At 48.5% G+C, this 24437-nt stretch carries 20 protein-coding genes and 2 pseudogenes; 17 read left to right on the forward strand and 5 right to left on the reverse strand.

The genetic code is table 11. From position 1 onward, the window contains the following. Positions 1–55: 55 nt before the first annotated feature. A pseudogene (locus tag AB204_RS23850) lies at positions 56–187 on the reverse strand (helix-turn-helix domain-containing protein); the annotation flags it as partial. A 383-nt stretch (positions 188–570) separates the two neighbouring features. Here AB204_RS23850 and AB204_RS11590 point away from each other — a divergent pair. The 3 genes from AB204_RS11590 (at position 571) to AB204_RS23215 (ending at position 3690) form a co-directional block, all read left to right on the forward strand. Next, entirely contained in the window at positions 571–3042 is a 2472-nt protein-coding gene (locus tag AB204_RS11590; protein WP_235428081.1) for an RHS repeat-associated core domain-containing protein, read from the forward strand. A gap of 1 nt (position 3043) precedes the next feature. Next, complete coding sequence (locus tag AB204_RS11595; RefSeq protein ID WP_047963530.1) at positions 3044–3271, forward strand: hypothetical protein; 228 nt, start codon at positions 3044–3046, stop codon at positions 3269–3271. A gap of 161 nt (positions 3272–3432) precedes the next feature. Next, complete coding sequence (locus AB204_RS23215; RefSeq protein WP_161796561.1) at positions 3433–3690, forward strand: hypothetical protein; 258 nt, start codon at positions 3433–3435, stop codon at positions 3688–3690. 59 nt (positions 3691–3749) lie between these two features. On the opposite strand, the pseudogene AB204_RS11605 reads toward AB204_RS23215, so the two are convergent. Further along, positions 3750–3938 (reverse strand): annotated as a pseudogene (locus tag AB204_RS11605) (helix-turn-helix domain-containing protein); the annotation flags it as partial. A gap of 371 nt (positions 3939–4309) precedes the next feature. Here AB204_RS11605 and hemL point away from each other — a divergent pair. Beyond that, positions 4310–5593, forward strand: coding sequence for a glutamate-1-semialdehyde 2,1-aminomutase (gene hemL, locus AB204_RS11610; RefSeq protein ID WP_047963531.1), 1284 nt, complete (start codon positions 4310–4312; stop codon positions 5591–5593). Positions 5594–5656: 63 nt separating this feature from the next. On the opposite strand, the gene AB204_RS11615 is transcribed toward hemL, so the two are convergent. Next, entirely contained in the window at positions 5657–6397 is a 741-nt protein-coding gene (locus tag AB204_RS11615; RefSeq protein WP_047963532.1) for a sulfite exporter TauE/SafE family protein, read from the reverse strand. 209 nt (positions 6398–6606) lie between these two features. Between AB204_RS11615 and AB204_RS11620 the strand changes: the two genes are divergently transcribed. After that, positions 6607–6828, forward strand: coding sequence for a type II toxin-antitoxin system HicA family toxin (locus AB204_RS11620; RefSeq protein WP_411354716.1), 222 nt, complete (start codon positions 6607–6609; stop codon positions 6826–6828). Then, complete coding sequence (locus AB204_RS11625) at positions 6825–7169, forward strand: type II toxin-antitoxin system HicB family antitoxin (RefSeq protein ID WP_235428079.1); 345 nt, start codon at positions 6825–6827, stop codon at positions 7167–7169. Before AB204_RS11620 ends, AB204_RS11625 begins: the two co-directional genes overlap by 4 nt. Before the next feature lie 103 nt (positions 7170–7272). Here the strand turns inward: AB204_RS11625 and mrcB are convergent, their stop codons facing one another. Next, the gene (mrcB, locus tag AB204_RS11630; RefSeq protein WP_047963534.1) at positions 7273–9747 is read right to left on the reverse strand and encodes a bifunctional glycosyl transferase/transpeptidase; all 2475 of its coding nucleotides are present in this window, start codon (positions 9745–9747) and stop codon (positions 7273–7275) included. Between the two features lie 49 nt (positions 9748–9796). After that, a complete protein-coding gene (gene hrpB / locus AB204_RS11635; protein ID WP_200898231.1) occupies positions 9797–12286 on the reverse strand; it encodes an ATP-dependent helicase HrpB in 2490 nt (829 codons plus the stop codon). 119 nt (positions 12287–12405) lie between these two features. Between hrpB and sfsA the strand changes: the two genes are divergently transcribed. The 11 genes from sfsA to AB204_RS23055 form a co-directional block, all read left to right on the forward strand. Further along, positions 12406–13116, forward strand: coding sequence for a DNA/RNA nuclease SfsA (gene sfsA, locus AB204_RS11640; protein WP_047963536.1), 711 nt, complete (start codon positions 12406–12408; stop codon positions 13114–13116). A gap of 196 nt (positions 13117–13312) precedes the next feature. Further along, a complete protein-coding gene (gene dksA / locus AB204_RS11645; RefSeq protein ID WP_047963537.1) occupies positions 13313–13768 on the forward strand; it encodes an RNA polymerase-binding protein DksA in 456 nt (151 codons plus the stop codon). A gap of 58 nt (positions 13769–13826) precedes the next feature. After that, positions 13827–14723, forward strand: coding sequence for a tRNA glutamyl-Q(34) synthetase GluQRS (gluQRS, locus tag AB204_RS11650; protein ID WP_047963550.1), 897 nt, complete (start codon positions 13827–13829; stop codon positions 14721–14723). Positions 14724–15014: 291 nt separating this feature from the next. Then, a complete protein-coding gene (gene pcnB / locus AB204_RS11655; RefSeq protein WP_235428080.1) occupies positions 15015–16373 on the forward strand; it encodes a polynucleotide adenylyltransferase PcnB in 1359 nt (452 codons plus the stop codon). Between the two features lies 1 nt (position 16374). Further along, positions 16375–16857, forward strand: a complete 483-nt coding sequence (gene folK / locus AB204_RS11660) for a 2-amino-4-hydroxy-6-hydroxymethyldihydropteridine diphosphokinase (RefSeq protein WP_047963539.1) — start codon at positions 16375–16377, stop codon at positions 16855–16857. A 181-nt stretch (positions 16858–17038) separates the two neighbouring features. After that, a complete protein-coding gene (gene panB, locus AB204_RS11665; protein WP_047963540.1) occupies positions 17039–17833 on the forward strand; it encodes a 3-methyl-2-oxobutanoate hydroxymethyltransferase in 795 nt (264 codons plus the stop codon). 39 nt (positions 17834–17872) lie between these two features. Next, positions 17873–18730, forward strand: coding sequence for a pantoate--beta-alanine ligase (panC, locus tag AB204_RS11670; RefSeq protein WP_047963541.1), 858 nt, complete (start codon positions 17873–17875; stop codon positions 18728–18730). Positions 18731–19427: 697 nt separating this feature from the next. Further along, positions 19428–21677, forward strand: coding sequence for a type VI secretion system Vgr family protein (locus tag AB204_RS11675; RefSeq protein ID WP_047963542.1), 2250 nt, complete (start codon positions 19428–19430; stop codon positions 21675–21677). Between the two features lie 16 nt (positions 21678–21693). After that, complete coding sequence (locus AB204_RS11680; RefSeq protein ID WP_047963543.1) at positions 21694–22911, forward strand: DUF2169 family type VI secretion system accessory protein; 1218 nt, start codon at positions 21694–21696, stop codon at positions 22909–22911. After that, positions 22904–23260 carry a DUF4150 domain-containing protein gene (locus AB204_RS11685; RefSeq protein ID WP_047963544.1) on the forward strand — a complete coding sequence of 119 codons (357 nt, stop codon included), beginning with the start codon at positions 22904–22906 and terminating at the stop codon, positions 23258–23260. The genes AB204_RS11680 and AB204_RS11685 overlap by 8 nt, the downstream gene beginning before the upstream one ends. Before the next feature lie 10 nt (positions 23261–23270). Further along, positions 23271–24437 (forward strand): DUF6531 domain-containing protein (locus AB204_RS23055; RefSeq protein WP_047963545.1); only part of this gene is annotated, 1167 nt, incomplete at its 3' end.

Genomic DNA, 24437 nt, shown 5'->3' on the forward strand with positions numbered 1-24437 from the left:
TTGTGGTGAGCGGCGTTGATGTGTTGCAACCACAACAGCGCCGCGTTAAATCAGGTCACCCAATCAGCCGTTTTGCCTGATGTTTTAATATCAAGGCATCCAATACCGCCGTTACTAAACGCTGCTCTTCCTCATCCATTTGTTTAACTGCTTCAAACTTCAGCTTAAGTTCATTCTGCGCCATGCGGTGGAACGGTTGCGCAGTGTGCTGGGTGTTAGTACTTGCATAACCGGGGGCGTCCAAATATGGCACAGTAATTTTGGTCATCGTAATAAAGGTGATATTTTCACTGGCTCATCACGTTCGATTACAACCCTGACGGTGCGCTGACTGCAATGATGCTGTTGGTCGGTGACACCTTTGCTTACGGTTATGATGAACACGGGCAGTTAACTAAAAGTGTCCTGCCAACTGGGCGTTCACTAGGTAACCTGATAGCACTGACCAACCCGCTGGGGCACAAGGAGGCGTACCACTACGGCACCCACGGGGAACTGCGCCGGCGACTCCTCCCCGATGGCCGCGAGTGGCACTATGCCTACGACAAACAGCTGCGCCTTGCCAACATCATGACCCCGGACGGTGAGACGACCGGACTGGAACTGGACACATTGGGGCGCCTGCGTGGAATCACCAATGCCCTCAAACAGCAGACCCGCTACCGCTACAGCGACGACCATGCCGGTCTCAATAGCAGCCTGACCGAAATCACCCTGCCCGATGGCGTCACCCAGCAACTGGCCTATGACAGTGAACGGCGCGTGGTGGCGGTGACTGACGGCGAAGGCCATACCACACGCTACACTTACGGCGCGTTTGACCTGCTGACTCAGGTGACCCGCCCCGATGGCACCACGCTGCGCTTTGGCTATGACCGCCTGACCCGGCTGAACTCAGTGACCGCCTCCACCGGCGAAACTTACCGTTATGAGCGGGATGCCGCGGGTCAAATCATCCGCGAAACCGATTTTACCGGGCGTACCCTCGAATATCAGTACGATAAACTGGGATGCCGCACACTGACTCAATATCCCGACGGTCAGCAGCTTCGCTGGCACTATTCGGCTGTTGGTTTGCTGGTCAAACAGGAAAGCTGGCAGCCGGAAGATAACCAACTGGTGCTGAAAGCCACGACCCGTTACGAATACAACAAGCGGCATCAGTTGGTGAAAGCCACTAACGCCGATGCCGTGGTGGAATATGAGTATGACAAGGCCACTGGCCTGCCGACCTGTGAACGTATCAACGGACGAGAAATCACGCGCGAATGGGATAGCTTGACCGGACGTCCAGTGAGTGAGAGCCTTGATGGCAACACCCTGCACTTCGGTTATAACTCAATAGGTGCACTGAACCATTTCCAGCTCAACCAGCATACGCCGCTGACCTTCCAGCATGATGCACTGGGACGGGAAACGGTGCGCGAAAGTGCCAACGGTTTTATCCTTGCCAGCCGCTACACCGCAACTGGCCTGCTGGCACATCAATCGGCGGGGCAGGCCACCCAATTTTTCAGGGAAACGCTGGCTCAAAACGACCCGCACTTCCCGCCACAAGCGACCGCTGTCAATCGAAGCTGGCAATATGACCGTGCCAATAACGTCCGGGTCATTGATGACAGCCGCTGGGGGCAAACCCGTTACCGTTACAATAATAACGACCAAATACTGCATACCCTGTTCGAGGGTGCGCGTCCGCATGAAGAGCAATTCAGCTATGATGCCAACGGCAATCTGAGCCAACATCTGCCTGTCGATGCGTACGGCGCGATGGAACAAATTACGCAGCGACAGAAAGCTGGGCGAGTGGTGCAGCGGGGCGATATTCATTATCGCTATGATGATAACGGCCAGTTAGTCGAAAAAGCCGAGCAGCGTGACGGTTTCCGCCCGCAAATCTGGCGCTACCGCTGGGATACACAAAACCAGCTCACCCACTTAGAAACCCCGGATGGCTCGCGCTGGCAATACAAATACGATCCTTTCGGGCGGCGTATCCAGAAACAAAAAACGCACGATGGAAAACGGGTCGCGGCGAATTTACAGTTGTGGCTGGCTGGTAAGCCGGATTTGCCGGACAATCCGAAAGCGCTGGGCGGCTATGATTACCTGTGGAGCGGGGATCAGCTGATTGAGGAAGTGCCGTATCAGCTTGACGGCACCCGGCTGGAAGAGCGTCGCGTGCGCTGGTTATATGAACCGGGCAGCCTGACGCCGGCGGCCCGTTTTGAACGGGGCAAACTGCACTACGCCATCAGCGACCACCAGGGCACGGTACGGGAACTGCTGGATGAGCAGGGCGAACTGATCTGGAGCCAGCGGCTGAGCACCTGGGGCAAAGCCGAAAACCGGGGCGGCGTGCCGTCCCATCACCCGGATCACCATGTTCAGTGCAACTTCCGGTTTATGGGCCAGTATGAGGATGAGGAAAGCGGGTTATATTATAACCGCTTTCGGTATTACTCGCCGGAGAGCGGGCAGTATATTAGTCCAGACCCGATAGGGCTGGCGGGGGGCGTGAATCCTTACGGATATGTACATAATCCGGCGAAGTGGGTAGATCCTTACGGGCTTGCAGGTGGAGTTGGTAACAAAGGGGAACCGCCTAGTAAACCTGATTTTTATGTTGGACCAGATGGACCAAGTGCTACATTACCATCAACAGGATACCGTCATATGAAATATTTGGAAAAAGACGGTTCTGTGAATGAGTGGGTTACTCCAACAATGAATAATAAATCAGCGCCTGTTTCTTGGTTTGGATTTAAAAAATACTCCACTGGCAGTGAAGCAAGAGATGCTTTCCAAATAGCCCCTGAGTGGAGTGATGCACGGCTTAGAGGTACTTTTGACACGTTGCAACTGTATAAAGATGGTAAGCCAACAGCTTTTGTTCCTAAATGGGAAGGAAACTCTCATCCAACTAAATTAGAACCTTTCGCAGCAGCATACCCTCAATATGGGAAAGGTGGAGCTGTTCAATTGCATGCCGATAATCAAGTTATTCACTTTGATTCAGTTAAAATTTTACCGGACAAATAAGATGGAAATGTTGAAAAGAGAAGATGCAGAAGCAATGCTTTATCAGGTGTTTAAAAGAACTTTGATAAATGAAAATGATATCAATGCGCTAATGGAAATAGCAAAAATGGATGATCGCCCTATTCCAATGAAAGCGATACTCTATAAATATAGTGAGATGGAAAAAAGGGAATTAACTAAAGAAGATAATGATATTTTTAATACGCTAATTTACTTTTTCGGTCCTTAAGTAATTGGGTATCTATGAGCCGGAAAGATCCCCGTGATCTTCCGGCTTTCTGCTTTTTTAAGAGCCGCTCACTCCCTGCCCTCAGCCGCTTTTGTAGACGCCAATCAGTTCCGGCATTCTCAGTTTAATTTCACTGAGCTGGTCTTGCTGACGCTGATCTGTTGCTTAATGGTTCGAATGTCATCGCTGTCGGGGATCAGTACCAAGCAACCATACATGATTTTAACCGTGAGCGTGCCGCCAATATCAAACCCGGCAGCCTTAAGCTATTGGCCTTTCAGGTGGATCGCAGACGGGGCGGTGGCCTTGTCGTTTTGCGGCACGTATTCCACGGTGTAATAACGTTCGTTTTGCGCGGCTTTATTTACCGCCCGGTTTTGCTTAGAATGCGCCTTAACCATTATTCAACCCCTAGATAGTTGGGTGTGGTGAGCGGCGTTGATGCGTTGCAACCACAACAGCGCCGCGTTAAATCAGGTCACCCAATCAGCCGTTTTGCCTGATGTTTTAATATCAAGGCATCCAATACCGCCGTTACTAAACGCTGCTCTTCCTCATCCATTTGTTTAACCGCCTCAAACTTCAGCTTCAGTTCATCCTGCGGCTCACGTTCTTCTTGCTCAAATATCAGCCAATCAGCCGACACGTCAAAGGTGACGGCAATCCGCTACATCTTTTGCTTCATCAATCAACATTTGCCTTCCCTCCGAAAGACAGGGCAATCCTTTGATACTTATAAAGTTATCACCATTATAATACAGTCTTTGCACTGATTGGATACATTATCATCACTATAATACAACCTCGGCACCAATTGCTCAAATTACACACGATTCCGTAATGCTTGGTTTTTATAAAATCAGTAACAAGATAAGCTTTAACTTAATTATATATTACGAAAACACGACCCTATCACGCTTATTTCTGTTCAGAGATCTCTCACAAACTCTCATCTACATGATAATTTGGCTTCCCCATTGGGGTGCTTTAGAATGGCATTCCCATATCTGTACCGTTATCTTTCAGGAGCTTTTATTAATGAGCCAGTCCGAAACGCTTTACTCTCAGGCAAAACATGTGATCCCCGGTGGTGTCAATTCACCTGTACGTGCTTTTAACGGTGTTGGCGGTACGCCTGTCTTTATCCAACGTGCTGATGGTGCCTATCTTTATGATGTCGATAACAATGCCTATATCGATTATGTCGGGTCATGGGGACCAATGGTGCTTGGGCATAACCATCCTGCCATCCGTAATGCCGTCATTGAAGCTGCTGAACGTGGCCTGAGTTTTGGCGCGCCAACCGCTGCCGAAGTGGAAATGGCAAAATTAGTCACAAAACTGGTGCCTTCCATGGATATGGTGCGTATGGTGAACTCAGGTACAGAAGCGACCATGAGTGCCATTCGTCTGGCTCGCGGTTATACCCAACGCGATAAGATTATTAAATTTGAAGGCTGCTACCACGGTCACGCTGACTGCCTGTTGGTTAAAGCAGGCTCCGGCGCCCTGACTATCGGTCAACCAAACTCTCCGGGTGTTCCTGCGGATTTTGCTAAACATACCCTGACTTGCACCTACAATGATTTGAACTCCGTTCGCGAAGCCTTCGAAAAATATCCTGAAGAAATAGCCTGTATCATTGTTGAACCTGTCGCGGGCAACATGAATTGTATTCCGCCATTGCCAGAATTCCTGCCGGGTCTGCGTAAGCTGTGTGATGAATTTAGTGCTTTGCTGATCATTGATGAAGTAATGACAGGTTTCCGCGTTGCTCTGGGTGGTGCGCAGGAATATTACGATGTTAAGCCGGATTTGACATCGCTTGGCAAAATCATCGGCGGTGGTATGCCTGTAGGTGCTTTTGGTGGTCGTCTGGAAATCATGGAAAAATTGGCGCCAACCGGCCCTGTTTATCAGGCGGGAACTCTTTCTGGTAATCCAATCGCGATGGCTGCGGGTTTGGCTTGCCTGAACGAAGTTGCCCAAGCGGGTGTTCATGAACGTCTGAGTGAATTAACCGACAAACTGGCTACTGGCCTGAAAAATGCCGCATCGGCAGCCGGTATTCCTCTGGTTGTTAATCACGTCGCTGGCATGTTCGGTATTTTCTTTACTGATGCGGAAAGCGTTACCTGCTATCAGGATGTGATGAAGTGCAATGTAGAACGCTTCAAACAGTTCTTCCATTTCATGCTGGATGAAGGCGTTTATCTGGCTCCTTCTGCGTTTGAAGCAGGGTTTATGTCCATTGCTCATTCAGATGAAGATATTCAGCGTACCGTTGATGCAGCAGCGCGTTGTTTTGCAAAACTGAAATAAAATACCCGTTCCCTAAGACGCCACAATTTATCCACTACGATCCCGTGGCGTCTGAATAAATACTCACACTAAAGCCCGTATCGCCTGAATCGCTGACATTAACGCCAAAACACCAAGCAAAATCAGTACCAACCAGCGAAAATGCTGTGGGCTAATCAGTGATCTCAGGCGAGTACCAATAAAAAGAGAAAGCAGGGATAACGCAGTTAGTATCACTACCGGCCATAAATAATCCGAGGAAAACAGCGCGAATGCTTCATGGCGTAATACGATTAATTGGCTGATCTTGCCAAGTAAAAAACACAAATTCGCTGCTCGTGCAATTTCATGGCGATCATTGCTCATTGCCAATAGGCACATAATTAAGATAGGCGACATCGCATTGGTTGCACCGCCAATAACCCCGGCAGCGAAACCAAATAGAGATAAAACAATCGGATTTTCTGGCAAATGCAAGTTACTGCCACGAGTATTATTGATAATGTAAAATGCAATTACCCCACTCAGCAATAATTGCAAATAGGCCGGATTAATTAAAAATAACAGTTTCGCACCAATAAAACTGCCGAGCAGGGAAAAGAAGGCTAACAAACCATATTTATATAAAATATGACCAATCTTTCCGCCCGATATTACACTCAAAACATTAACCAATAATGTTGGCCATAACGCTAATACAACCGCCTCTTTTAATGGCATAAATAGGCTTAATGCGGTTGTACTGGCTATCGGAAAACCGATACCGCTAATGCCATGTAATAATGCAGCGGTAATAAAGAGTAAGGATAAGACAATAATATTCATGCTATTACCCATACATAAAAAAACAACGCCATTTTTAATTCATTTAGCACACCAACTCCCAGCATACAAACATATCCCATGAGTAAAAATTAATATCAAAATTGTGCCATAGTCTATATCAGACAAAATATCTTGATACTTTTTTTGCGATGGAGATTGAATATCCGAATAAGGAATCAGGTTGTAGGCGCCAAAAAACTCTGTCAGATGTGTTTTCCAGACCTATCAACGGTTCTATAAAATGGTCTGATATTGAGGCACTTTTTACCGCATTAGGCGCAGAGATCCATGAACGGGAAGGTTCCAGAATCGCAGTTTTGTTGAACGGTGAAAAGCGTATTTTTCACCGGCCACATCCCAGACCGACTACTGACAAGGGAGCGGTTAACTCTATTCGTATCTGGTTGGATAGCTTAGGAATAAAACCATGATGAATAATACAATTAAAATCGATGGTCACACGGCTGTTATCTCTTTCGATCCGGAAATAGAAATGTTCCGCGGCGAGTTTATCGGCTTAAATGGTGGTGCTGATTTCTACGCTTATAGCGTTGATGAACTGAAGAAAGAAGGCGCGATATCACTGACAATTTTTCTGGATGAATGTAAGAAAGATGGTATAAAACCATACAAAACTTACAGTGGTAAAATTGCAGCTCGGCTGACACCAGAACGACATCATGCTTTAGCGATCACCGCACAAGCCACAGGTCAATCTCTCAATGAACTTTTAAACGAAGGTGTTGATCTAGTGATAGAAAAACACTCTTGATCTCAAGATAGGGCAAGATGAGGCTCATAAGAGCACTATTGCATTAAGTAGTTTATCCATCCCCACCTATCACAAATGGGGATGGTATTTTATGACTATATTATTACTGACCAAACATCTCACGCAGCCAGCCCGGAGCTTCTTCTCCATTCTCTTCTATTGGCTGTTGTTCTGATTGCTGACACAAAGCCTGTGGATCGTCTGTCCAAACCGGCAACATCCTTACGCCATTACCCGCACAATCGAAGCTGCCATCTTCATTGACTGACATATCCACGATACCTTCTGGTGGACGGTTATTCAGCATCAATGGCGTTTCGTTTTCCAGATAACGTTCGTAAATCTTTAATGCTCCCGTCGCCCCCGTCAACTTGGTGGGGCCATTGTCATCGCGCCCAGCCCAGACAACCGCTACTTCCTTACCATCAATTCCTGTAAACCAACTGTCACGAAGATCATTGGTCGTTCCGGTTTTCCCCGCCAAATTGTATTTGCCATATTTTCCAATCAATGAACGGCCTGTACCTCGCGCTATGACTTGCTGCATACCGTATAATGTCAGATAAGCAGCCTGTGGCGGAACAGCCCGTTCTGCCTGTGGGTAGCTCTGGTAAACCACCGTACCATCTTCGGCAATGATAGAGCGCAAGGCGGAGAGTTTTGCACGATTACCGCCGCTGGCAATGGTCTGGAACTCTTGCGCCATTTCCATTGGCGTCAACTCAATCGCACCTAATAACATGGCGGGAACCTGTTTAATCTCTTTCGCAGGAATTCCCAAGGAGATTAAGGTACTGGTAATGCGATCCAACCCAACATCCAGCCCCAGGTTAACCGTCGGAACGTTCATCGAGCGCGACAACGCATCTATGATCATAACGCGCCCGCTAAAAGTACGGCTAAAGTTCTTCGGCTCCCAAGGTTTTCCCCCGGTCTGAGGGACAGAGATAGGTTCATCTGCCAGCCAAGTATTCAGGCGATATTTATCCGGCTGACTCAATGCCGTCAGATAAGTTGCTGGTTTGGCAAGAGAACCGATCAAACGACGGGCATTCAATGCGCGGTTAAATCCGGCATATTGCGGTTGGGAGCCGCCCACCATTGCACGAACTTCGCCACTGAAACGGTCAACGACAACCATCGCTCCTTCCAGACCCTTAATTCCACGGGCGGCCCGCAAAGCAACAACACCTTCTTCCACCGATTTTTCCGCCGCAAACTGTGCAACCGGATCTAAAGTGGTAAAGATTTTCACACCCGATAAGTCATTAACTTTATCGCCTAACTTTTCCTGTAGTTCCTGACGCACTAACTGCATAAAAGCAGGTTGTGGTGTAATTCCCTCATTTTTCAGCTTCACACCCAATGGGCGGGCGCTCAATTCATCATATTGTTGCTGAGAGATAACGTTGCGGCTCTGAAGAATTTTTAACACGACATTACGGCGTTCCAGTGCCACTTGGGGATTGCGCCACGGGTTATACAAAGATGCCCCTTTGACCATGCCCACCAGCAACGCCTGCTGATCCAAAGACAGTTCCCCGATCGGACGCCCAAAATAGTACTGGCTCGCCAGAGGGAAACCATGGATTTGCTCGTCACCACTTTGCCCCAGAAAGACTTCGTTCAGGTACAGTTCAAGGATGCGATCCTTACTGTAACGGGCATCCATCAATAACGCCATGTAGGCTTCATTCACTTTACGGCTCAAGGTACGTGCATTGGAAAGAAACAGGTTTTTCACCAGTTGCTGCGTCAGGGTACTTCCCCCTTGAACCGTGCGCCCCGCCATTAAGTTAGCCAATACGGCACGGGCAATGGAAAGCGGCCTGACTCCGTCATGTTCATAGAAATAACGATCTTCTGTTTCCAGTAACGCCTCAACCAATGATTTAGGAAAGTCCTGACGCGGAATAAACAGACGCTGCTCGCCATTCGGCGATTGCATCATTGTGATCAATTTCGGATCAAGGCGGAAAAAACCAAACTGACGTTGATTTTCCATGTTTTGAATGCTGGAAAGACGATTATTATCGAAGGTCAATCGAGCTTCAATTTGTCCTTCCTGACCATCAGGGAAATCAAATGGACGACGTAGCATCTCAATGCTATTACCCTTGACAATGAACTCACCTGCACGGGTGATTCTGGTCACTTTCCGATACTGCATCCCCTCCAGTAAACGGATCATTTCATCCTTACTGTAATTCATGCCGGGTTCGAGGTTAACCATCCGTCCATACACTGCGGCGGGTAAATCCCAAACTTTACCGTCGATACGCTGGCGCATTTTGTTATCCAGATAAAAACCATAAATAACAAACAATACTGCCAACACAATAAAGACTTTTAACAGCAGCCACAAAAACCAGTTCCCTCTATTTTTAGGGGGGCGGGCCTTGGATGGTCGGGAATTCTTCCCTTTTTTAGTCATGACTTCATCCTCATCGTCGTCAAAATCATCATCTTCATAATCATCATAGTTATCCCGCTGATCGCGTTTTTTTGATGCGCGCCCGCGACGAGGCCCCGATTTTTTGCCCTTGCGTCCGATTGGCTGACGATCATCATCAGACATACCGAATTCTCCAATGTTTATTCAATGCCGGAATATGAATTAAAAGTAATCACATATATTTTTTCACGCGCCTCGTCGGCGCCGTGTTGGCAGGATCATCTGGCCATAAGTGTTTGGGATAACGCCCTTTCATCTCTTTTTGTACTTCACGGTAAGCTCCCTGCCAGAATGCAGCGAGATCCTGCGTGATCTGTAATGGACGATGGGCAGGAGATAACAATTCAATCACAACCGGAATTCTCCCTTTCGCCAATACCGGATTTTGCTGCTCCCCGTACATTTCTTGCATTCTGACTGACAGTACGGGCGGCTTATCGTTAAAATATTGGATAGCGATCCTGCTCCCAGTTGGCACAGTGTAATTAGTAGGCAATTCATTATCCAGTATTTGCCGTTGCTGCCAATCAAGCAAACTCATCAGACAAGATGAAAGTTCAATCTGACGCAGCCCTTTCAAATCACCAACGCCGCCCAACACAGGCAGCAACCAGTGCTCAAGGGTACTTAGCAAGGATTCATCGTCAACAGCCGGCCACTCTACTTCCGGCAGCCATTCGGTTGCCCTTTGCAAACGAATACGCAATTGCAACGCTTCCTGTGACCAATTCAACGCTGACAAACCTTCCTGCCGAACCCAATTCAGCAAGGCTTCTTGTAATTCCGATTCTGAAGGTTTTGCCAGAGGCTGAGCTTTGACAACTAAACGCCCACATTGCAAACGCTTCCATGCCCGCAATGAGCCTTTGTTATCATCCCACTCCACGGCTGTATGTTCAGTAAACAGAAGCGGAGATTGTCGTAAGGTATGTTCGATATCTAAAGGGCAGGCAAGTGATACTCTGGCATCAGGCGTATTAAGTTGCTGCAACGATGGAACAACCAACCACTCTTCTCCCGAAAGTGGTTCCTCACGTTCCAGCGCGACACCCAAGCCATTAGCGAGCTGAAAACGCCCAAGGTTATCACGGTTTTTGGCGATCCTGTCAGGAAACCCCTGTACCAATAATTCAGGGATAACATCAAGGCAAATGTTCTCTGTTTGGTTCCCAACACCCCGCTTTCCATTCTTGCCCACAAGATTCCTGATAAGCTGGTTAGCCCGTTGCTGCCAATGGCGCTGATTTGATGTCATCCAATAAGTAATATCAGGTTGTCCACGGCGAGGAGGTTCTTCCAGAATCGCGACCAGTTTTGCTGCGGTTGCCAATGCCGAACTGTCTTGTTCCTTTTCTGCACGTTCTTTACCCACACGTTCTTTACCCGAACATAGAATCGCCGCCAAACGCGGCTCGCTACCGGATTCCGCCATCTGCCAGCCACGGGCTGTCAATTGTTGATGTTCATCCAATGCCCCCAATCGCAATAACAGCGACTCTGCAACAGCCAATACAGGTTGTGGAGGATTATCCAACCACTGGAGCTGGCAACTGTCACGGCATCCCCACTGTAATAAGGAGAGCAACAGACTGCTGAGATCTGAATGCAGGATTTCCGGTTCACTGTGTTCCGCCGCCCTTTCTGCCTGATCCTGACTGAACAGATGCCAACAAACGCCTGATTCCAATCGTCCGGCGCGCCCTGCCCGCTGAACCATTGATGCCTGACTGATGCGCTGGGTGATTAAACGTGTCAAGCCACTTTTTGGCTCAAACCGACTGGTACGTTCAAGGCCACTATCTACCACCAGCCGGATGCCTTCAATCGTCAAACTCGTTTCTGCAATATTGGTCGCCAACACGACTTTACGCATCCCCATTGGCGCTGGCGCTATCGCCTTACGCTGATCTGACAACGACAACGCGCCATACAATGGACACAATAATGTATCGTCGCTGACCTTTCCTTCCAACTGAGAAAATACACGCTGAATTTCACCGATACCGGGCAGAAACAGTAATAGTGATCCCGTCTCCTGCTGTAATAAACGCAACACCGCCGACGCGACTGACTGTTCGAAAGGTTGATGAGAAGGAAGCGGATGATAAAATCTTACAACCGGATAGCTACGCCCTTCTGATACAATCACTGGCGCATCCGGCAATAGGGAAGAAAGACGCTGATTATCCAACGTTGCAGACATCACCAAAATACGCAAGTCATCCCGCAATCCTTCCTGTACATCAAGCAACAACGCCAGCGCCAAATCCGCCTGCAAACTACGTTCATGAAATTCATCAAGAATGACGAGAGAAACACCGCTCAATTCAGGATCTTGCTGGAGCATGCGTGTTAGAATCCCTTCTGTCACCACTTCAAGACGTGTCGAAACGCTGACTTTAGTTTCAGAGCGCATCCGATAGCCCACGGTCATACCAACAGGTTCATTCAATTGCTCAGCAAGACGTTCAGCCACGCTACGCGCGGCAATACGCCGAGGTTCCAGCATAATAATGCGACCTGCCAATGATGCTTGATTCAAAATCGCCAATGGTAATCCGGTCGATTTTCCTGCCCCTGTGGGTGCATGTAGCAGCACTTGTTTCGACGTTTGCAATTTAGCAATGACGGATTCTACAACGTCATAAATGGGTAATAACAAAGGATCACCATAATGGATTAACTTTCAACAGATGCCATTGTAGCATTAGCATCTTTGATTTTATTTCATCGAATTTCAGGTTACTGAGATTGTTAATCACGGGTTATGAAGGAAAGTTTATGGAATTTTCACCTCCCCTAAAGCCTGCTACTTTAATCCGCCGTTATAAACGCTTTCTGGCGGATGTTCTTACACCAGAAGGAGAAACACTTACCATACACTGTGCTAATACGGGTGCAATGACAGGTTGTGCTACGCCGGGAGATACTGTCTGGTATTCCACATCTGATAATCCCAAACGCAAATACCCGAATAGCTGGGAGTTGACGCAGACTCAAAATGGGCACTGGATTTGTGTCAATACCCTCAGAGCCAATGATTTGGTCTATCAGGCCATTGAAAAAAACGTCATTTCGGAATTATCTGGTTATGAGCAAATCAGCCGTGAAGTGAATTATGGAAAAGAGAAAAGCCGTATAGATTTATTGTTACAATCAAAACAACGAGTTAATTGTTATATTGAAGTCAAGTCAGTGACATTGTTACAGGAAAATTATGGTTATTTTCCCGATGCGGTAACAATTCGCGGGCAAAAACATTTACGTGAGCTATCATTGATAGCACAACAAGGTCAGCGTGCTGTCCTGTTATTTGCTGTTTTACATTCTGGGATCAGTCAGGTTGCGGCAGCAAAACATATTGACCATGATTATGCTTATCTTTTGGAACAAGCATGTAATTCAGGGGTCGAAGTTATTTGTTACAAGGCCAGTATGACAGAAACCAGGATGATACTAAGTAACAAATTGCCTTTTTTATCAATGGGATAATTTGTAAACAAATCATGCGAACGAGGTTAGTTTTGCGATATATTTAAGCAGTAAACATGTCTGCCTTCACAGCATTGCAAAACTAATGGCAGGAACAATTGCCAACCTCGCAGTCATCTGCTATTTATAGCGGCCTATTTTTTTCCCCCCTGCTGTTGGGGGGCCGTTTGATAGTGCGTGTGTAAGGAGAAGCATTATGCAAGAAGGGCAAAAACGTAAAACCTCGTCCTTAAGCATTCTCGCCATCGCTGGGGTAGAACCTTACCAGGAAAAGCCAGGCGAAGAATACATGAACGATGCCCAGTTAGAGCATTTCAAGCTGATTCTGGAAGCATGGCGCAATCAACTCAGGGATGAAGTAGACCGTACTGTATCTCATATGCAAGATGAGGCAGCAAACTTCCCTGATCCAGTTGACCGTGCGGCGCAAGAAGAAGAGTTCAGTCTTGAATTACGTAATCGGGATCGTGAGCGTAAGTTGATCAAAAAGATCGAGAAAACGCTGAAAAAAGTCGAAGAGGACGACTTCGGCTATTGTGAATCCTGTGGGGTTGAAATCGGCATCCGCCGTTTAGAAGCTCGCCCAACAGCCGATTTATGTATTGACTGTAAGACGTTGGCTGAAATTCGCGAAAAGCAAATGGCTGGCTAACAAAATGGGGTTAAGTACGGCGCTGAACAGCGCCGTATTCCCCTACATTGATCCTGATATGATTCAATCTGAACATTCCTCGTTATATATTGGGCGTTTCGCTCCGTCACCTTCCGGCGATCTCCATTTCGGTTCCCTAGTGACTGCACTGGGCAGTTATCTGCAAGCACGTGCCTGTCATGGGAAATGGCTGATGCGTATTGACGACATAGATCCCCCGCGGGAAGTACCTGGAGCCGCCAACCGGATATTGAAAGCCCTAGAGCATTATGGCCTTTGCTGGGATGACGACGTTCTTTATCAATCCCAGCGCCATGAAGCCTATCGTGCCATCCTCGATCAGTTAAAACAGCAGGGAAATAGCTATTGCTGTACCTGTACCCGCCAGCGCATTCAGCAACTGGGCGGTTTTTATGATAAACACTGTCGTCACTTATGCTTATCAAGCCATAATGCTGCAATTCGCCTGAAACAACACCATCCAGTTAATGGTTTTTGCGATAAATTGCAAGGGCATATCACCGTGTCTACGGCAATGGCGGAAGAAGATTTCATTATTCATCGCAAAGATGGGTTATTCGCCTATAATCTTGTCGTTGTTATTGATGATAACTATCAGGGCATCACTGAAATTGTCAGAGGGGCAGATTTAATTGAACCAACGGTTCGCCAACTATCTCTGTATCAGCACTTGAATTTTAAGACGCCGGATTATGTACATTTACCTCTCGTGTTAAATCGAGAAGGAAATAAGCTTTCTAAGCAGAATCATGCCCAACCGATCCCTCTGAGTGATCCAAGGCCGTTGCTTATTGATGCGTTATCATTTTTGAATCAACCAATTATCGTAGGCTGGCAGGATCTCACTACAGAACAACTGCTACAGCAGGCTATCGACAGTTGGAATATAAACGCGATTTCGCCAAAAAACATAACCTATTGCCAATTTAAATAAAGTGTTGCTATTAACGCTGTAAGCATTCTCAAAAAATGTCCAGTAAGTTATGATTGGCGGTTATTTTTTGTTTTTATTGATTAGTCACTATCGAGGTGTCCCATTTTTAACCGAGTAGCAACTTTCTGCCGTAATTTACTGATCCGCGATAACAGGGTAAAACGCGACACACAGGCAGTCAGTGAAAGGCCAGCCACCGTATCTGACCATTCTGCTCAAACAGAGAGCAGTTCTCTGCGTAAACGTCGCAGAGGAAATCATTCATCTTCATCACATGCCGACAACGACAAAATGAGGAAAAACCCCGCAAAGGCAAAACCTTCGGACTCCCCGATTACGGTGATCCCCCGGGAGCAACATCCGATTTCACGTAAAGACATTAGTGATAATGCCCTGAAGGTTCTGTATCGCCTGAATAAGTCAGGTTTTGAAGCCTATCTGGTCGGCGGTGGAGTTCGTGATCTATTGCTGCACAAGCAGCCCAAAGATTTCGATATAGCCACCAACGCCACACCAGAGCAGGTGCGTAAATTGTTCCGCAATTGTCGTCTTGTTGGCCGCCGCTTTCGCCTTGCCCATATTATGTTTGGGCCGGATGTCATTGAAGTTGCTACCTTCCGCGGGCCACATGAGCAAATTGAAAGCAATGACCGGAACCAGTCACATAAAGCCCAGAGCGGCATGTTACTGCGTGATAATATCTTTGGTTCAGTTGAAGAAGACGCAGCACGGCGCGATTTCACGATCAATAGTCTCTATTATGGCATTGATGATTTTGCACTGCGGGATTATGTCGGCGGCATGGCAGATCTCAACTCAGGCATTATCCGCCTGATTGGTGACCCAGAAACGCGCTATCGGGAAGATCCTGTACGTATGCTGCGGGCCGTTCGTTTTGCCAGCAAACTGGACATGACCATTGAGCCAGCCACCGCCGAACCGATCCCACGCCTTGCGTTTCTGTTGCAAGACATTCCGTCAGCACGCCTGTTCGAAGAATCACTGAAACTGTTACAGTCGGGGCAAGGTTACAACACCTATAAATTGCTGCGTGAATATCATCTGTTCCAACCATTATTCCCCATGATTCAACGCTGTTTCACCCAACGCGCTGATTCTCCTATGGAAAAACTGTTGGCACAAGTACTGAAAAATACCGATTACCGCTTACAGAATGACAAGCGGGTTAACCCTGCGTTCTTATTCGCTGCCATGCTTTGGTATCCATTGCTCGAACATGCGGAAAAACTGTCACAGGAAGGCGGATTACAGTATTACGATGCTTTCGCACTGGCAATGAATGACATTCTTGATGAGCAGTGCCACTCGATTGCCATTCCGAAGCGACACACCACGACCATGCGGGATATCTGGTTACTTCAGCTTCGCTTGCCGCGTCGTCAAGGAAAGCGCGCGAATAAACTGATGGAGCATCCTAAGTTCCGTGCTGCATATGATTTACTGGAGTTACGTGCCAGTATTGAGTCACGCCACGAACTGAGAGAGCTGGTACTGTGGTGGACTGACTTCCAACAGTCAACACCTTCGCAGCAGCGTGGAATGATATCAGAACTGGGTAATGAACCCCTTCGTCGTCGGACACGTCCCCGCCGTGGTGGGCACACTCGTCAAAACAGGAACAACGGTTAATATGACCCGGGTTTATATTGCCATTGGCAGTAATTTGGCCGATCCTTTGCAGCAAGTTGATAATGCACTTGCTGCTTTGAAAAATATCCCTGATACCACTTTTGTTGTTCGATCATCTTGTTATCGGACTAAACCAATGGGGCCACAGGATCAGCCTGATTATCTCAACCTTGCTGTCGCATTAGAAACTCAATTGCCACCAGAAACTTTGCTTGATCACACTCAGGCAATCGAACTGGCGCAAGGCCGTGTTCGCAAAGATGAACGTTGGGGGCCAAGAACACTCGATCTGGATATCATGCTGTTTGGTGATCATATGATTAATACTGAACGCCTGACTGTTCCCCACTATGGTCTAAAACAGCGCGAATTTATGCTTTATCCGCTTGCAGAAATTGCACCGGATCTTGTATTCCCCGATGGAGAAACACTGGCAGAACGATTACAAAAAGTTCCAGAAAATGGCCTGATGCTTTGGTTATAGCTCGCATATTTTGTAATTCAACATCTCATACAGCCGTGGCCGATTTCTGGATAATCAGGGTTTATCCTATTGGGTGCTTTTTTAACAAGCCAATGGGATAGGCCCTATACCTGATGGATTTCAGGTTGCAACTACGACCGCAACATGAAAGATAGTGGGTATAACTATTCAGGAGATAATAATGAAACCAACCACCCTGGCTGACCTGCGTCAGTTAAAAAAAGAAAAACGTAAGTTCGCAACTATCACAGCTTACGATGCCAGTTTCGCCCACCTTTTCGCCGAACAAGGCATCAATGTCATGCTGATTGGTGATTCATTGGGTATGACTGTGCAGGGATTCGATTCTACCTTACCCGTCACAATGGAAGATGTCATTTACCATACTCGTTGCGTTCGCACTGGAGCACCGGATTCCTTCTTAATTACAGATATGCCATTCATGAGTTACGCCACACCAGAGCAAGCTTGTGAGAATGCAGCCAAGCTCATGCGTGCCGGTGCCAACATGGTCAAAATTGAAGGTGGAAGCTGGCTCTGTGATACTGTGAGAATGCTGACTGAGCGTTCTGTTCCTATCTGTATCCATTTAGGCTTAATGCCGCAATCCGTTAATATCCTTGGCGGGTATAAAGTTCAGGGTCGTGATGAATCATCCGCAAATCAATTAATGACCGATGCTGTCGCCCTAAAAGATGCTGGCATGCAAATACTGTTGTTAGAATGCGTTCCTGCCGCGCTTGCACGTCAAATTACCGACCAGCTCACCACAATCCCAGTGGTTGGAATCGGTGCCGGTAATGGTACAGATGCCCAAATTCTGGTTATGCACGATGCCTTGGGCATTACCGCAAGACCACCTAAATTTGCCAAAGACTTTCTCAAAGAAACTGGCAATGTCAGGGATGCTATCCGCCTGTATAAAGAACAGGTAGAAAGCGGTGCCTATCCTGATCAAGCGCACTCATTCAATTGATTATTCCCCAGCATGACTGCTAATTAAAGGAGTACAGCAATGCTGATTATAGAAACGATCCCAATTTTACGCCGTGAGATCCGCCGTTGGCGTCAAGCTGGTAAGCGTATTGCTTTTGTCCCTACGATGGGAAATCTGCACGATGGCCACATGGCATTGGTTGAGAGCGCCAAAGCGCAGGCTGATGTTGTTATTGTCAGTATTTTCGTCAATCCGATGCAATTTGACCGGGAAGATGATCTGATCAATTATCCCCGGACTTTGCAAGAAGATTGCGAGAAACTAAGCCGTCGCAATGTTGAATTAGTCTTTGCCCCCAGCGTTGGCGAAATGTACCCGAACGGTTTAAACAGTAAGCAAACATTTGTCGAAGTGCCAGAGCTATCTCATATGCTTGAAGGTGCCAGCCGTCCGGGGCATTTTCGTGGCGTTACAACCGTTGTCAGCAAGCTGTTTAATTTAATCCAACCCGATCTGGTTTATTTTGGCGAAAAAGATTTTCAGCAATTGCAGATTATCCGCAAAATGATTGCAGATATGGCTTACGACATTACATTGGTATCCGTGCCTATTATCCGTGATAAAAATGGATTGGCTCTGAGTTCACGTAATAACCTCTTGTCTGCTGAAGAGAAAAAAATTGCACCGTTGCTGAATAAGGTCATGCAATGTATAGCGGAACGCTTAAGAAATGGAGAACGGGATACAGAGCGCCTGATTGAATTAACTTCTGCGCATTTACGGGAAGAAGGCTTTATGCCTGATGAATTGTTTATCCGCGATGCAGAAAACCTGGCTCCATTGACAGCACAAAGCAAAAAAGCCGTGATCCTTATGGCTGCATGGTTAGGTCAAACACGACTGATTGACAATCAGCAGGTTGATTTGGCTGACTGATCTTAATGGTGGGATATGTGTGTTGGTAGAATGATATAAAATGATACGCATATCCCTAAGTCATATTTCATCAGTATTAATAATAATCCCTTTATTAGTGCATTTATCTCTTTTAGAGAATGAATAATTAATTCATCTTTACAGAAGAAAATATTCGATAAGCATTTCAATAATGAAAAGATTAATTTAAGTTAGTGATTATGCACAAATATCGTTTTGCTAATGATTAATATGTGACGAATTTCACATATCAAAAATGATCATGCTTTTTTAAAAATCAAATGTAATATTTTAATTATTAATCAAACATATAAATAAAATCAGCCCCAAACACAACCAGATTTAAACTCCATTAATTAGAAAAATAGCGGGGTTTAACACTTAATCGGCAATCATTTTAACTTTTTACACTGTAATTGTCAGATGCCGTTTTTTATTTCACTTGATTTAATTTGGCCTTTACCCATCCGTTATTTATTATTCCCCCCATTTTATTTATCACGGATCAGCCGATATATTCGGACAACGAAGTCCCTTCAAATTATCGTAAAACAACGTATTGCGGCCTTAATTAACCAATTTGTCGGAGACAATGTGAGTTAAATTTAAATCTTGTGCCCGAATGTTATGACCTGTGTTGTTATCAGGCAGGATAGCCTATTTCATAACATTCCATCATCTCAGGGAGACAGAATATATGTCAGTGAAAAAGCACCTCACAAAATTGAAGAAAGGAAAAGCGCTGTTGGAACAAGGACAGCAAACTACGCAGATGGCGAAACAGGCCAAAGGATTGTTGACAGGCGCGGGCAGTAACGCTGCTGCCAGCCTCGGCAGCATCAAAGGGATAGCCGGTACTGTCGGGCAGCCCGGCGGTATAAGCAAGGCTGCTGGTGGTGCCGGCAGCCTGATCCCCGGCGGTGGTTTTGCCGGTGATGCGGGCAAAGCCCTCGGTGGGCCGGGATTGGCAACCAAAGCCGCCGCAGGTCAGCTGGGGGCGGTGAAAGCACAGCAACAACTGGGCCAAAAACTGGGGCTGGGCGGCGGCGGAGCTGATCCCAGCGGCCTGTTGTTCACCCTGACGGCAGGCGCGTTACCGGCACAGACCTTTGTTCTCACCGACTTCAGCCTGAGCGAACACTTCTCGCGCCCCTTTACGCTGGAAGTGGGGCTGGCGAGTGCCGACTCCGCCATTGACTTCCCGCTGGTGCTTGACCGCACGGCCACACTGACTATTCTGTTGAACGGTATCGAACAGCGCAGCGTCACCGGCATCGTTACCCGTTTTGAGCAGGGCAATACCGGCCTGCACCAAACCACCTACCGGATGAGCATCCGCCCTGACCTGTGGCGCACGACTCTGCGGCAGAACTCGCGTATCTTCCAGCAGCTCAACATCGCCAATATCATCACCAAAATCCTCAAAGAGCACAGCATCCGTGACGTGGAATTCCGATTGCGCCACCCACACCCAGAGCGCGAATTTTGTGTGCAGTATCAAGAAAGCGACTTCAATTTCCTACAACGGCTGACGGCAGAAGAGGGGATTTTCTACTTCTTCGAATGCAGTAACGGGCGTAACACGCTGGTGTTCGCTGACGACTGCGGTTCAGTGCCGCCGGGCATCCGCCTGCCCTATCAGCCGGGTGAGGCCAGCACGCTGGGCGAACCGGCGGTCAGCAGCCTGACCAGCAGCGCACAGGTACGTCCGGCTCAGGTGCAGCTGAAGGATTACACCTTCAAGAACCCGGCGTGGCCGGCAGAATTCCAGCAGCAAATGCGGGATGAAAACCTGCAACAGCTGTACTACGAACATTATGATTATCCGGGCCGCTTCAAAGACGAGGCGCATGGCAAGGATTTTACCCGCTACCGGCTGGAGGCACTGCGCAGCGATGCCGTGACCGGACAGGGCAGCGGCCATGCCATCGCCCTGCAACCGGGTAAACTGTTCATTCTCGATAACCATCCCCGGGCAGACCTGAATCAGTCATGGCAGACCGTGGCAGCCAGTCACAGCGGCAGCCAGCCACAGGCACTGGAAACGGCCAGCTCAGGCTCGGGGACCACATTGCACAGCAATTTCCACTTCATCCGCCAGAATCAGAACTGGCGTCCGGCACCGTTGCCCAAACCGGTGATTGATGGGCCGCAAATTGCCAAAGTCGTCGGCCCGGCGGGGGAGGAGATTTTCTGTGACCAGTACGGGCGGGTGCGCCTGCAATTCCCATGGGACCGTTACGGTAAGAGCGATGACCAAAGCTCCTGCTGGATACGGGTCAGCCAGCCGTGGGCCGGTCAGGGCTGGGGCATGCTCGCCATTCCCCGTATCGGACAGGAAGTGGTGGTGGATTTTCTGCACGGCGACCCCGACCAGCCCATCGTCACCGGGCGTACCTACCATGCCAGCAATATCCCCCCGGGTGCCTTGCCGGGCAGCAAAACCCAGATGGCATTCCGCTCCAAAACCCACAAGGGACAGGGCTACAACGAACTGCTGTTTGAGGATGCCAAAGGCAGTGAACGCCTGTCACTGCACGCCCAGAAGGACATGAACACCAAGGTACTCAATAACCGTGATACCCATGTACTGGCGAACCACAGCGAAACCGTGGAGAAGAATCAGGACATCAAGGTCAATGCCCACAAAAACGAAATGGTGAGATTCACCAGCACAGAAACCATCGGCATGGTCTACGCACTGACCGTCGGCGCCAGCATGAACACCACCGTCGGCGCCAGCCAGACTGAGCAGGTTGGCAGCCATAAATCGATTGCGGTCGGCAATACTTTGTCCATCAATGCCGGGGATGTGATTGAGCTGAAATGCGGTGCCAGCGTTCTGCGCATGGACAGCACCGGCAAAATCACCATTAAGGGCAGTGAATTCAAATTTGAGGCCAGTGGCCCGGTACAAATCAGCGGTAAAGATATCGACCTGAACTAACAAGGACAGACTTGAGATGGAATTTCGTAACCTGACCCCCTTCGCGGTGATGAACTACTCAATGTTCGATGTCGACGATACCGAGCATCACGTCGCGGTCATGAAGCTCGGCTACCAGCTGATGCCTGCCGGACAGGGGGGATATATCGCCGAATTACTGCCCGCGCCGCCCTTATGCTTACAGGATGAATACCGTGGGCAGATGAATGCCTCGCAGGTGTTGCAGGAGAGTGACCTTGCGCCGTTTAAACCGCGCTGTGACGTGATTGTCAACGGCACAGCCTATGCGCCGGAAGGTCAGCCCTGTACCGAATTCCCCGTCCGATTACAGGTACAGAGCAAGCAGGGACAAACCCTGCTCGACAAAACACTGACCGTGACCGGCGAACGGGAGTTTATCCGTGATGCCAGTGGTAACTGGCAACTAACTGAGTCCAAACCCTTTACCACGCTGCCGCTGGATTACCGCTACGCCTTTGGCGGCGAGTGCAAAATCTACGCAAATGATAAAGCAAGCCAGCGTATTAAAGATAGCGACCGGCTAACCTCAGAACAGCGCCAGCAGCACCCGGACGGGGAAAATGCCCCGATTGCGCATGCCACCTGTGAAAGCAATCCGCTGGGAATGGGGTTTATCACACCGTGGTATGCACAGGCCAAACAACTCATCCACTACCCCGCACCGCGCATTACCCGGCCGGATGCGCCATTTACCGCGCCGCATTTTGCGGAGCAACTGACCGGAACGTTATCTCCCGATACCCCTGCCTGTCAGCCACAGGGCATGGGGTTTATCGGCCGCCCGTGGTTGCCCCGCCGTCAGCTTGCTGGCACTTACGATGCCGACTGGCTGGCACATCGCCACCCTTACCTGCCGAAAGATTTTGACTTCGGTTACTGGAACGGGGCACCGGCTGACCAACAAATTGACTGGCCGGAAACCGATATTACCCTCACCCTGAGCGGCCTGACGCCCCACAGTGACCTGCATGTCAACCTGCCGGGGCATCGCCCGTTTATTCTGCTGCGGATGCACAACGGCATATTGCTGCCCGTCCCCATGCGTCTCGACACGCTCATTATCGACAGCGAAGCCAGAACCCTGCATATGACCTGCCGTCTGAGCTTCAAAGCCTCCCTGCCCGTACGGGTCGCCGAAGCCCGGTTTGAAATCAACCCGGAGGCACCGTTACTCAAACTGGCACCGCTGGAAGAGGAGAAAAAGGATGGCTGATAACTACATCGCCCGTACTGCGGGCACCTGGATGATTGTCGGCATGCTACCGGACGTGTGCAAAACCCCGATGGGATCTTCCACCCCGCCGATCCCGTACCCGGTCGTGGCGAAACTGGCAGACAGCTCGGCGCCGGAAAAAACCGTCCGTGCCAATGGCCAGCCGGTGGTGGTGTTTGCCCAGAGTTTTGTACCGCAAACCATAGGAGATCAACCCGGTGTAGCGAATGGCGTCAAAAGCGGCACGGTGGGCGGCAAATGCCACCCGCAGGAGCACACCCGCACCGTACGCGCCGGCAATAAGCTGGTGCTGCGCCACGGGGATAAGTTTTGGATGAATGGGGCATAAGGAGGGAGCCATGTCAGATAAGATGCTCGTCACACCAGATAGCGATGCTGTTAGAGCCGAAGAATATTGTAAAGAATTTAACATTCGCACACCGGCTGAGGCGGAGAAAGCACTCAGCAATGCAGATACGTTATATCGGCAAAGCTCTCGTTTTTACGGCGATTACGGAGACGACCCAGTATTAGACGTTGACTATAATCAGTTAGACGCTGACTTCGAAGCTAAGGCTTTTAAGAAAACGGCTCAAGATACCGTTGAAAAATTTAAAAGTGGTGAATTTCCAAAGAAAGAATGGGAAGAAGAGAAAGAAGACGACGACGGTCACCCCAAGCCCAATGACGCGTTGCCTCAAAAGCCAAGGAACGATAGCCCAACCGGTGAGGGCAACACGATAGGCAGTATTGTCGGGCAAGCCGGTGTGGCACAAAATACGCCTCTTGAAGCCAATCCTGCTGTTAAACCTGAAGCTCCGGCGGAAAAAGGCATGTGGGATAAAACTGTTGACTGGTTTCAGGAAACCGGCGATGACATCAAAAAGTGGGCTGATGAGAGTAAACATAATCTGGAGGCAGCCTGGGATAACCCGGGAGCAGCCGCTGTCGGAGCTGGAAAAGCGCTCTGGAATACCGTGCCTGAAATGGGCGAATTGCTCGGAAAAGGTGCGATTATAGTCGCAACGACTCCCGCCGTTGCAGCCGAACAGGCATTAGGATATATGGGCATCGCTCCTGTCGGAATTGCTGATCTTCAGCAAAAGGCCGTTGATATGGTTAATGCTGATGCGATTAAGATGGAAATGAAAAGCGATGCCGAGAAAGGTGGTGCTTTAATATACGAAGGGGCTTCTTTAGCGACAGGTCTTCTTGGACTTGGCAAGGCTGCTGCCAAAAAAGGAGCAAAAATCAAAGGCAAATCTCAAGAAACCCACGATGCGCCTGAAACTCCCAAGAAAACGGAGACGGATACCGTTGACAACCAGTCAAGCAACAAAGAAGGGCAAAATAGCAATAAAGCCAAAACAGAAGGTGACCCTGTTGATATGGCAACGGGTGACTTCCTGCAAGTCTGGCCTGTCATTGCTATCCCCGGATTATTGCCGATAACCCTGACCCGTACCTATCGCTCTACCGCCAAATTAAACGGCCTGTTTGGCCCTAAATGGGCTGATGACTGGTCA

This window comes from Xenorhabdus khoisanae (genome assembly GCF_001037465.1).
Lineage (GTDB): Bacteria > Pseudomonadota > Gammaproteobacteria > Enterobacterales > Enterobacteriaceae > Xenorhabdus > Xenorhabdus khoisanae.

What these genes read in the sequence shown, in the direction of transcription:
- pcnB (WP_235428080.1), top strand. Translation starts at nt 15,015, where the DNA reads ATGAGGAAAAACCCCGCAAAGGCAAAACCTTCGGACTCCCCGATTACG.
- gluQRS (WP_047963550.1), top strand. Translation starts at nt 13,827, where the DNA reads ATGATTCAATCTGAACATTCCTCGTTATATATTGGGCGTTTCGCTCCG.
- AB204_RS11680 (WP_047963543.1), top strand. Translation starts at nt 21,694, where the DNA reads ATGGAATTTCGTAACCTGACCCCCTTCGCGGTGATGAACTACTCAATG.
- panC (WP_047963541.1), top strand. Translation starts at nt 17,873, where the DNA reads ATGCTGATTATAGAAACGATCCCAATTTTACGCCGTGAGATCCGCCGT.
- panB (WP_047963540.1), top strand. Translation starts at nt 17,039, where the DNA reads ATGAAACCAACCACCCTGGCTGACCTGCGTCAGTTAAAAAAAGAAAAA.
- AB204_RS11615 (WP_047963532.1), bottom strand. Translation starts at nt 6,397, where the DNA reads ATGAATATTATTGTCTTATCCTTACTCTTTATTACCGCTGCATTATTA.
- AB204_RS11595 (WP_047963530.1), top strand. Translation starts at nt 3,044, where the DNA reads ATGGAAATGTTGAAAAGAGAAGATGCAGAAGCAATGCTTTATCAGGTG.
- AB204_RS11685 (WP_047963544.1), top strand. Translation starts at nt 22,904, where the DNA reads ATGGCTGATAACTACATCGCCCGTACTGCGGGCACCTGGATGATTGTC.
- AB204_RS11625 (WP_235428079.1), top strand. Translation starts at nt 6,825, where the DNA reads ATGATGAATAATACAATTAAAATCGATGGTCACACGGCTGTTATCTCT.
- sfsA (WP_047963536.1), top strand. Translation starts at nt 12,406, where the DNA reads ATGGAATTTTCACCTCCCCTAAAGCCTGCTACTTTAATCCGCCGTTAT.
- dksA (WP_047963537.1), top strand. Translation starts at nt 13,313, where the DNA reads ATGCAAGAAGGGCAAAAACGTAAAACCTCGTCCTTAAGCATTCTCGCC.
- AB204_RS11675 (WP_047963542.1), top strand. Translation starts at nt 19,428, where the DNA reads ATGTCAGTGAAAAAGCACCTCACAAAATTGAAGAAAGGAAAAGCGCTG.
- hemL (WP_047963531.1), top strand. Translation starts at nt 4,310, where the DNA reads ATGAGCCAGTCCGAAACGCTTTACTCTCAGGCAAAACATGTGATCCCC.
- AB204_RS11590 (WP_235428081.1), top strand. Translation starts at nt 571, where the DNA reads ATGACCCCGGACGGTGAGACGACCGGACTGGAACTGGACACATTGGGG.
- mrcB (WP_047963534.1), bottom strand. Translation starts at nt 9,747, where the DNA reads ATGTCTGATGATGATCGTCAGCCAATCGGACGCAAGGGCAAAAAATCG.
- folK (WP_047963539.1), top strand. Translation starts at nt 16,375, where the DNA reads ATGACCCGGGTTTATATTGCCATTGGCAGTAATTTGGCCGATCCTTTG.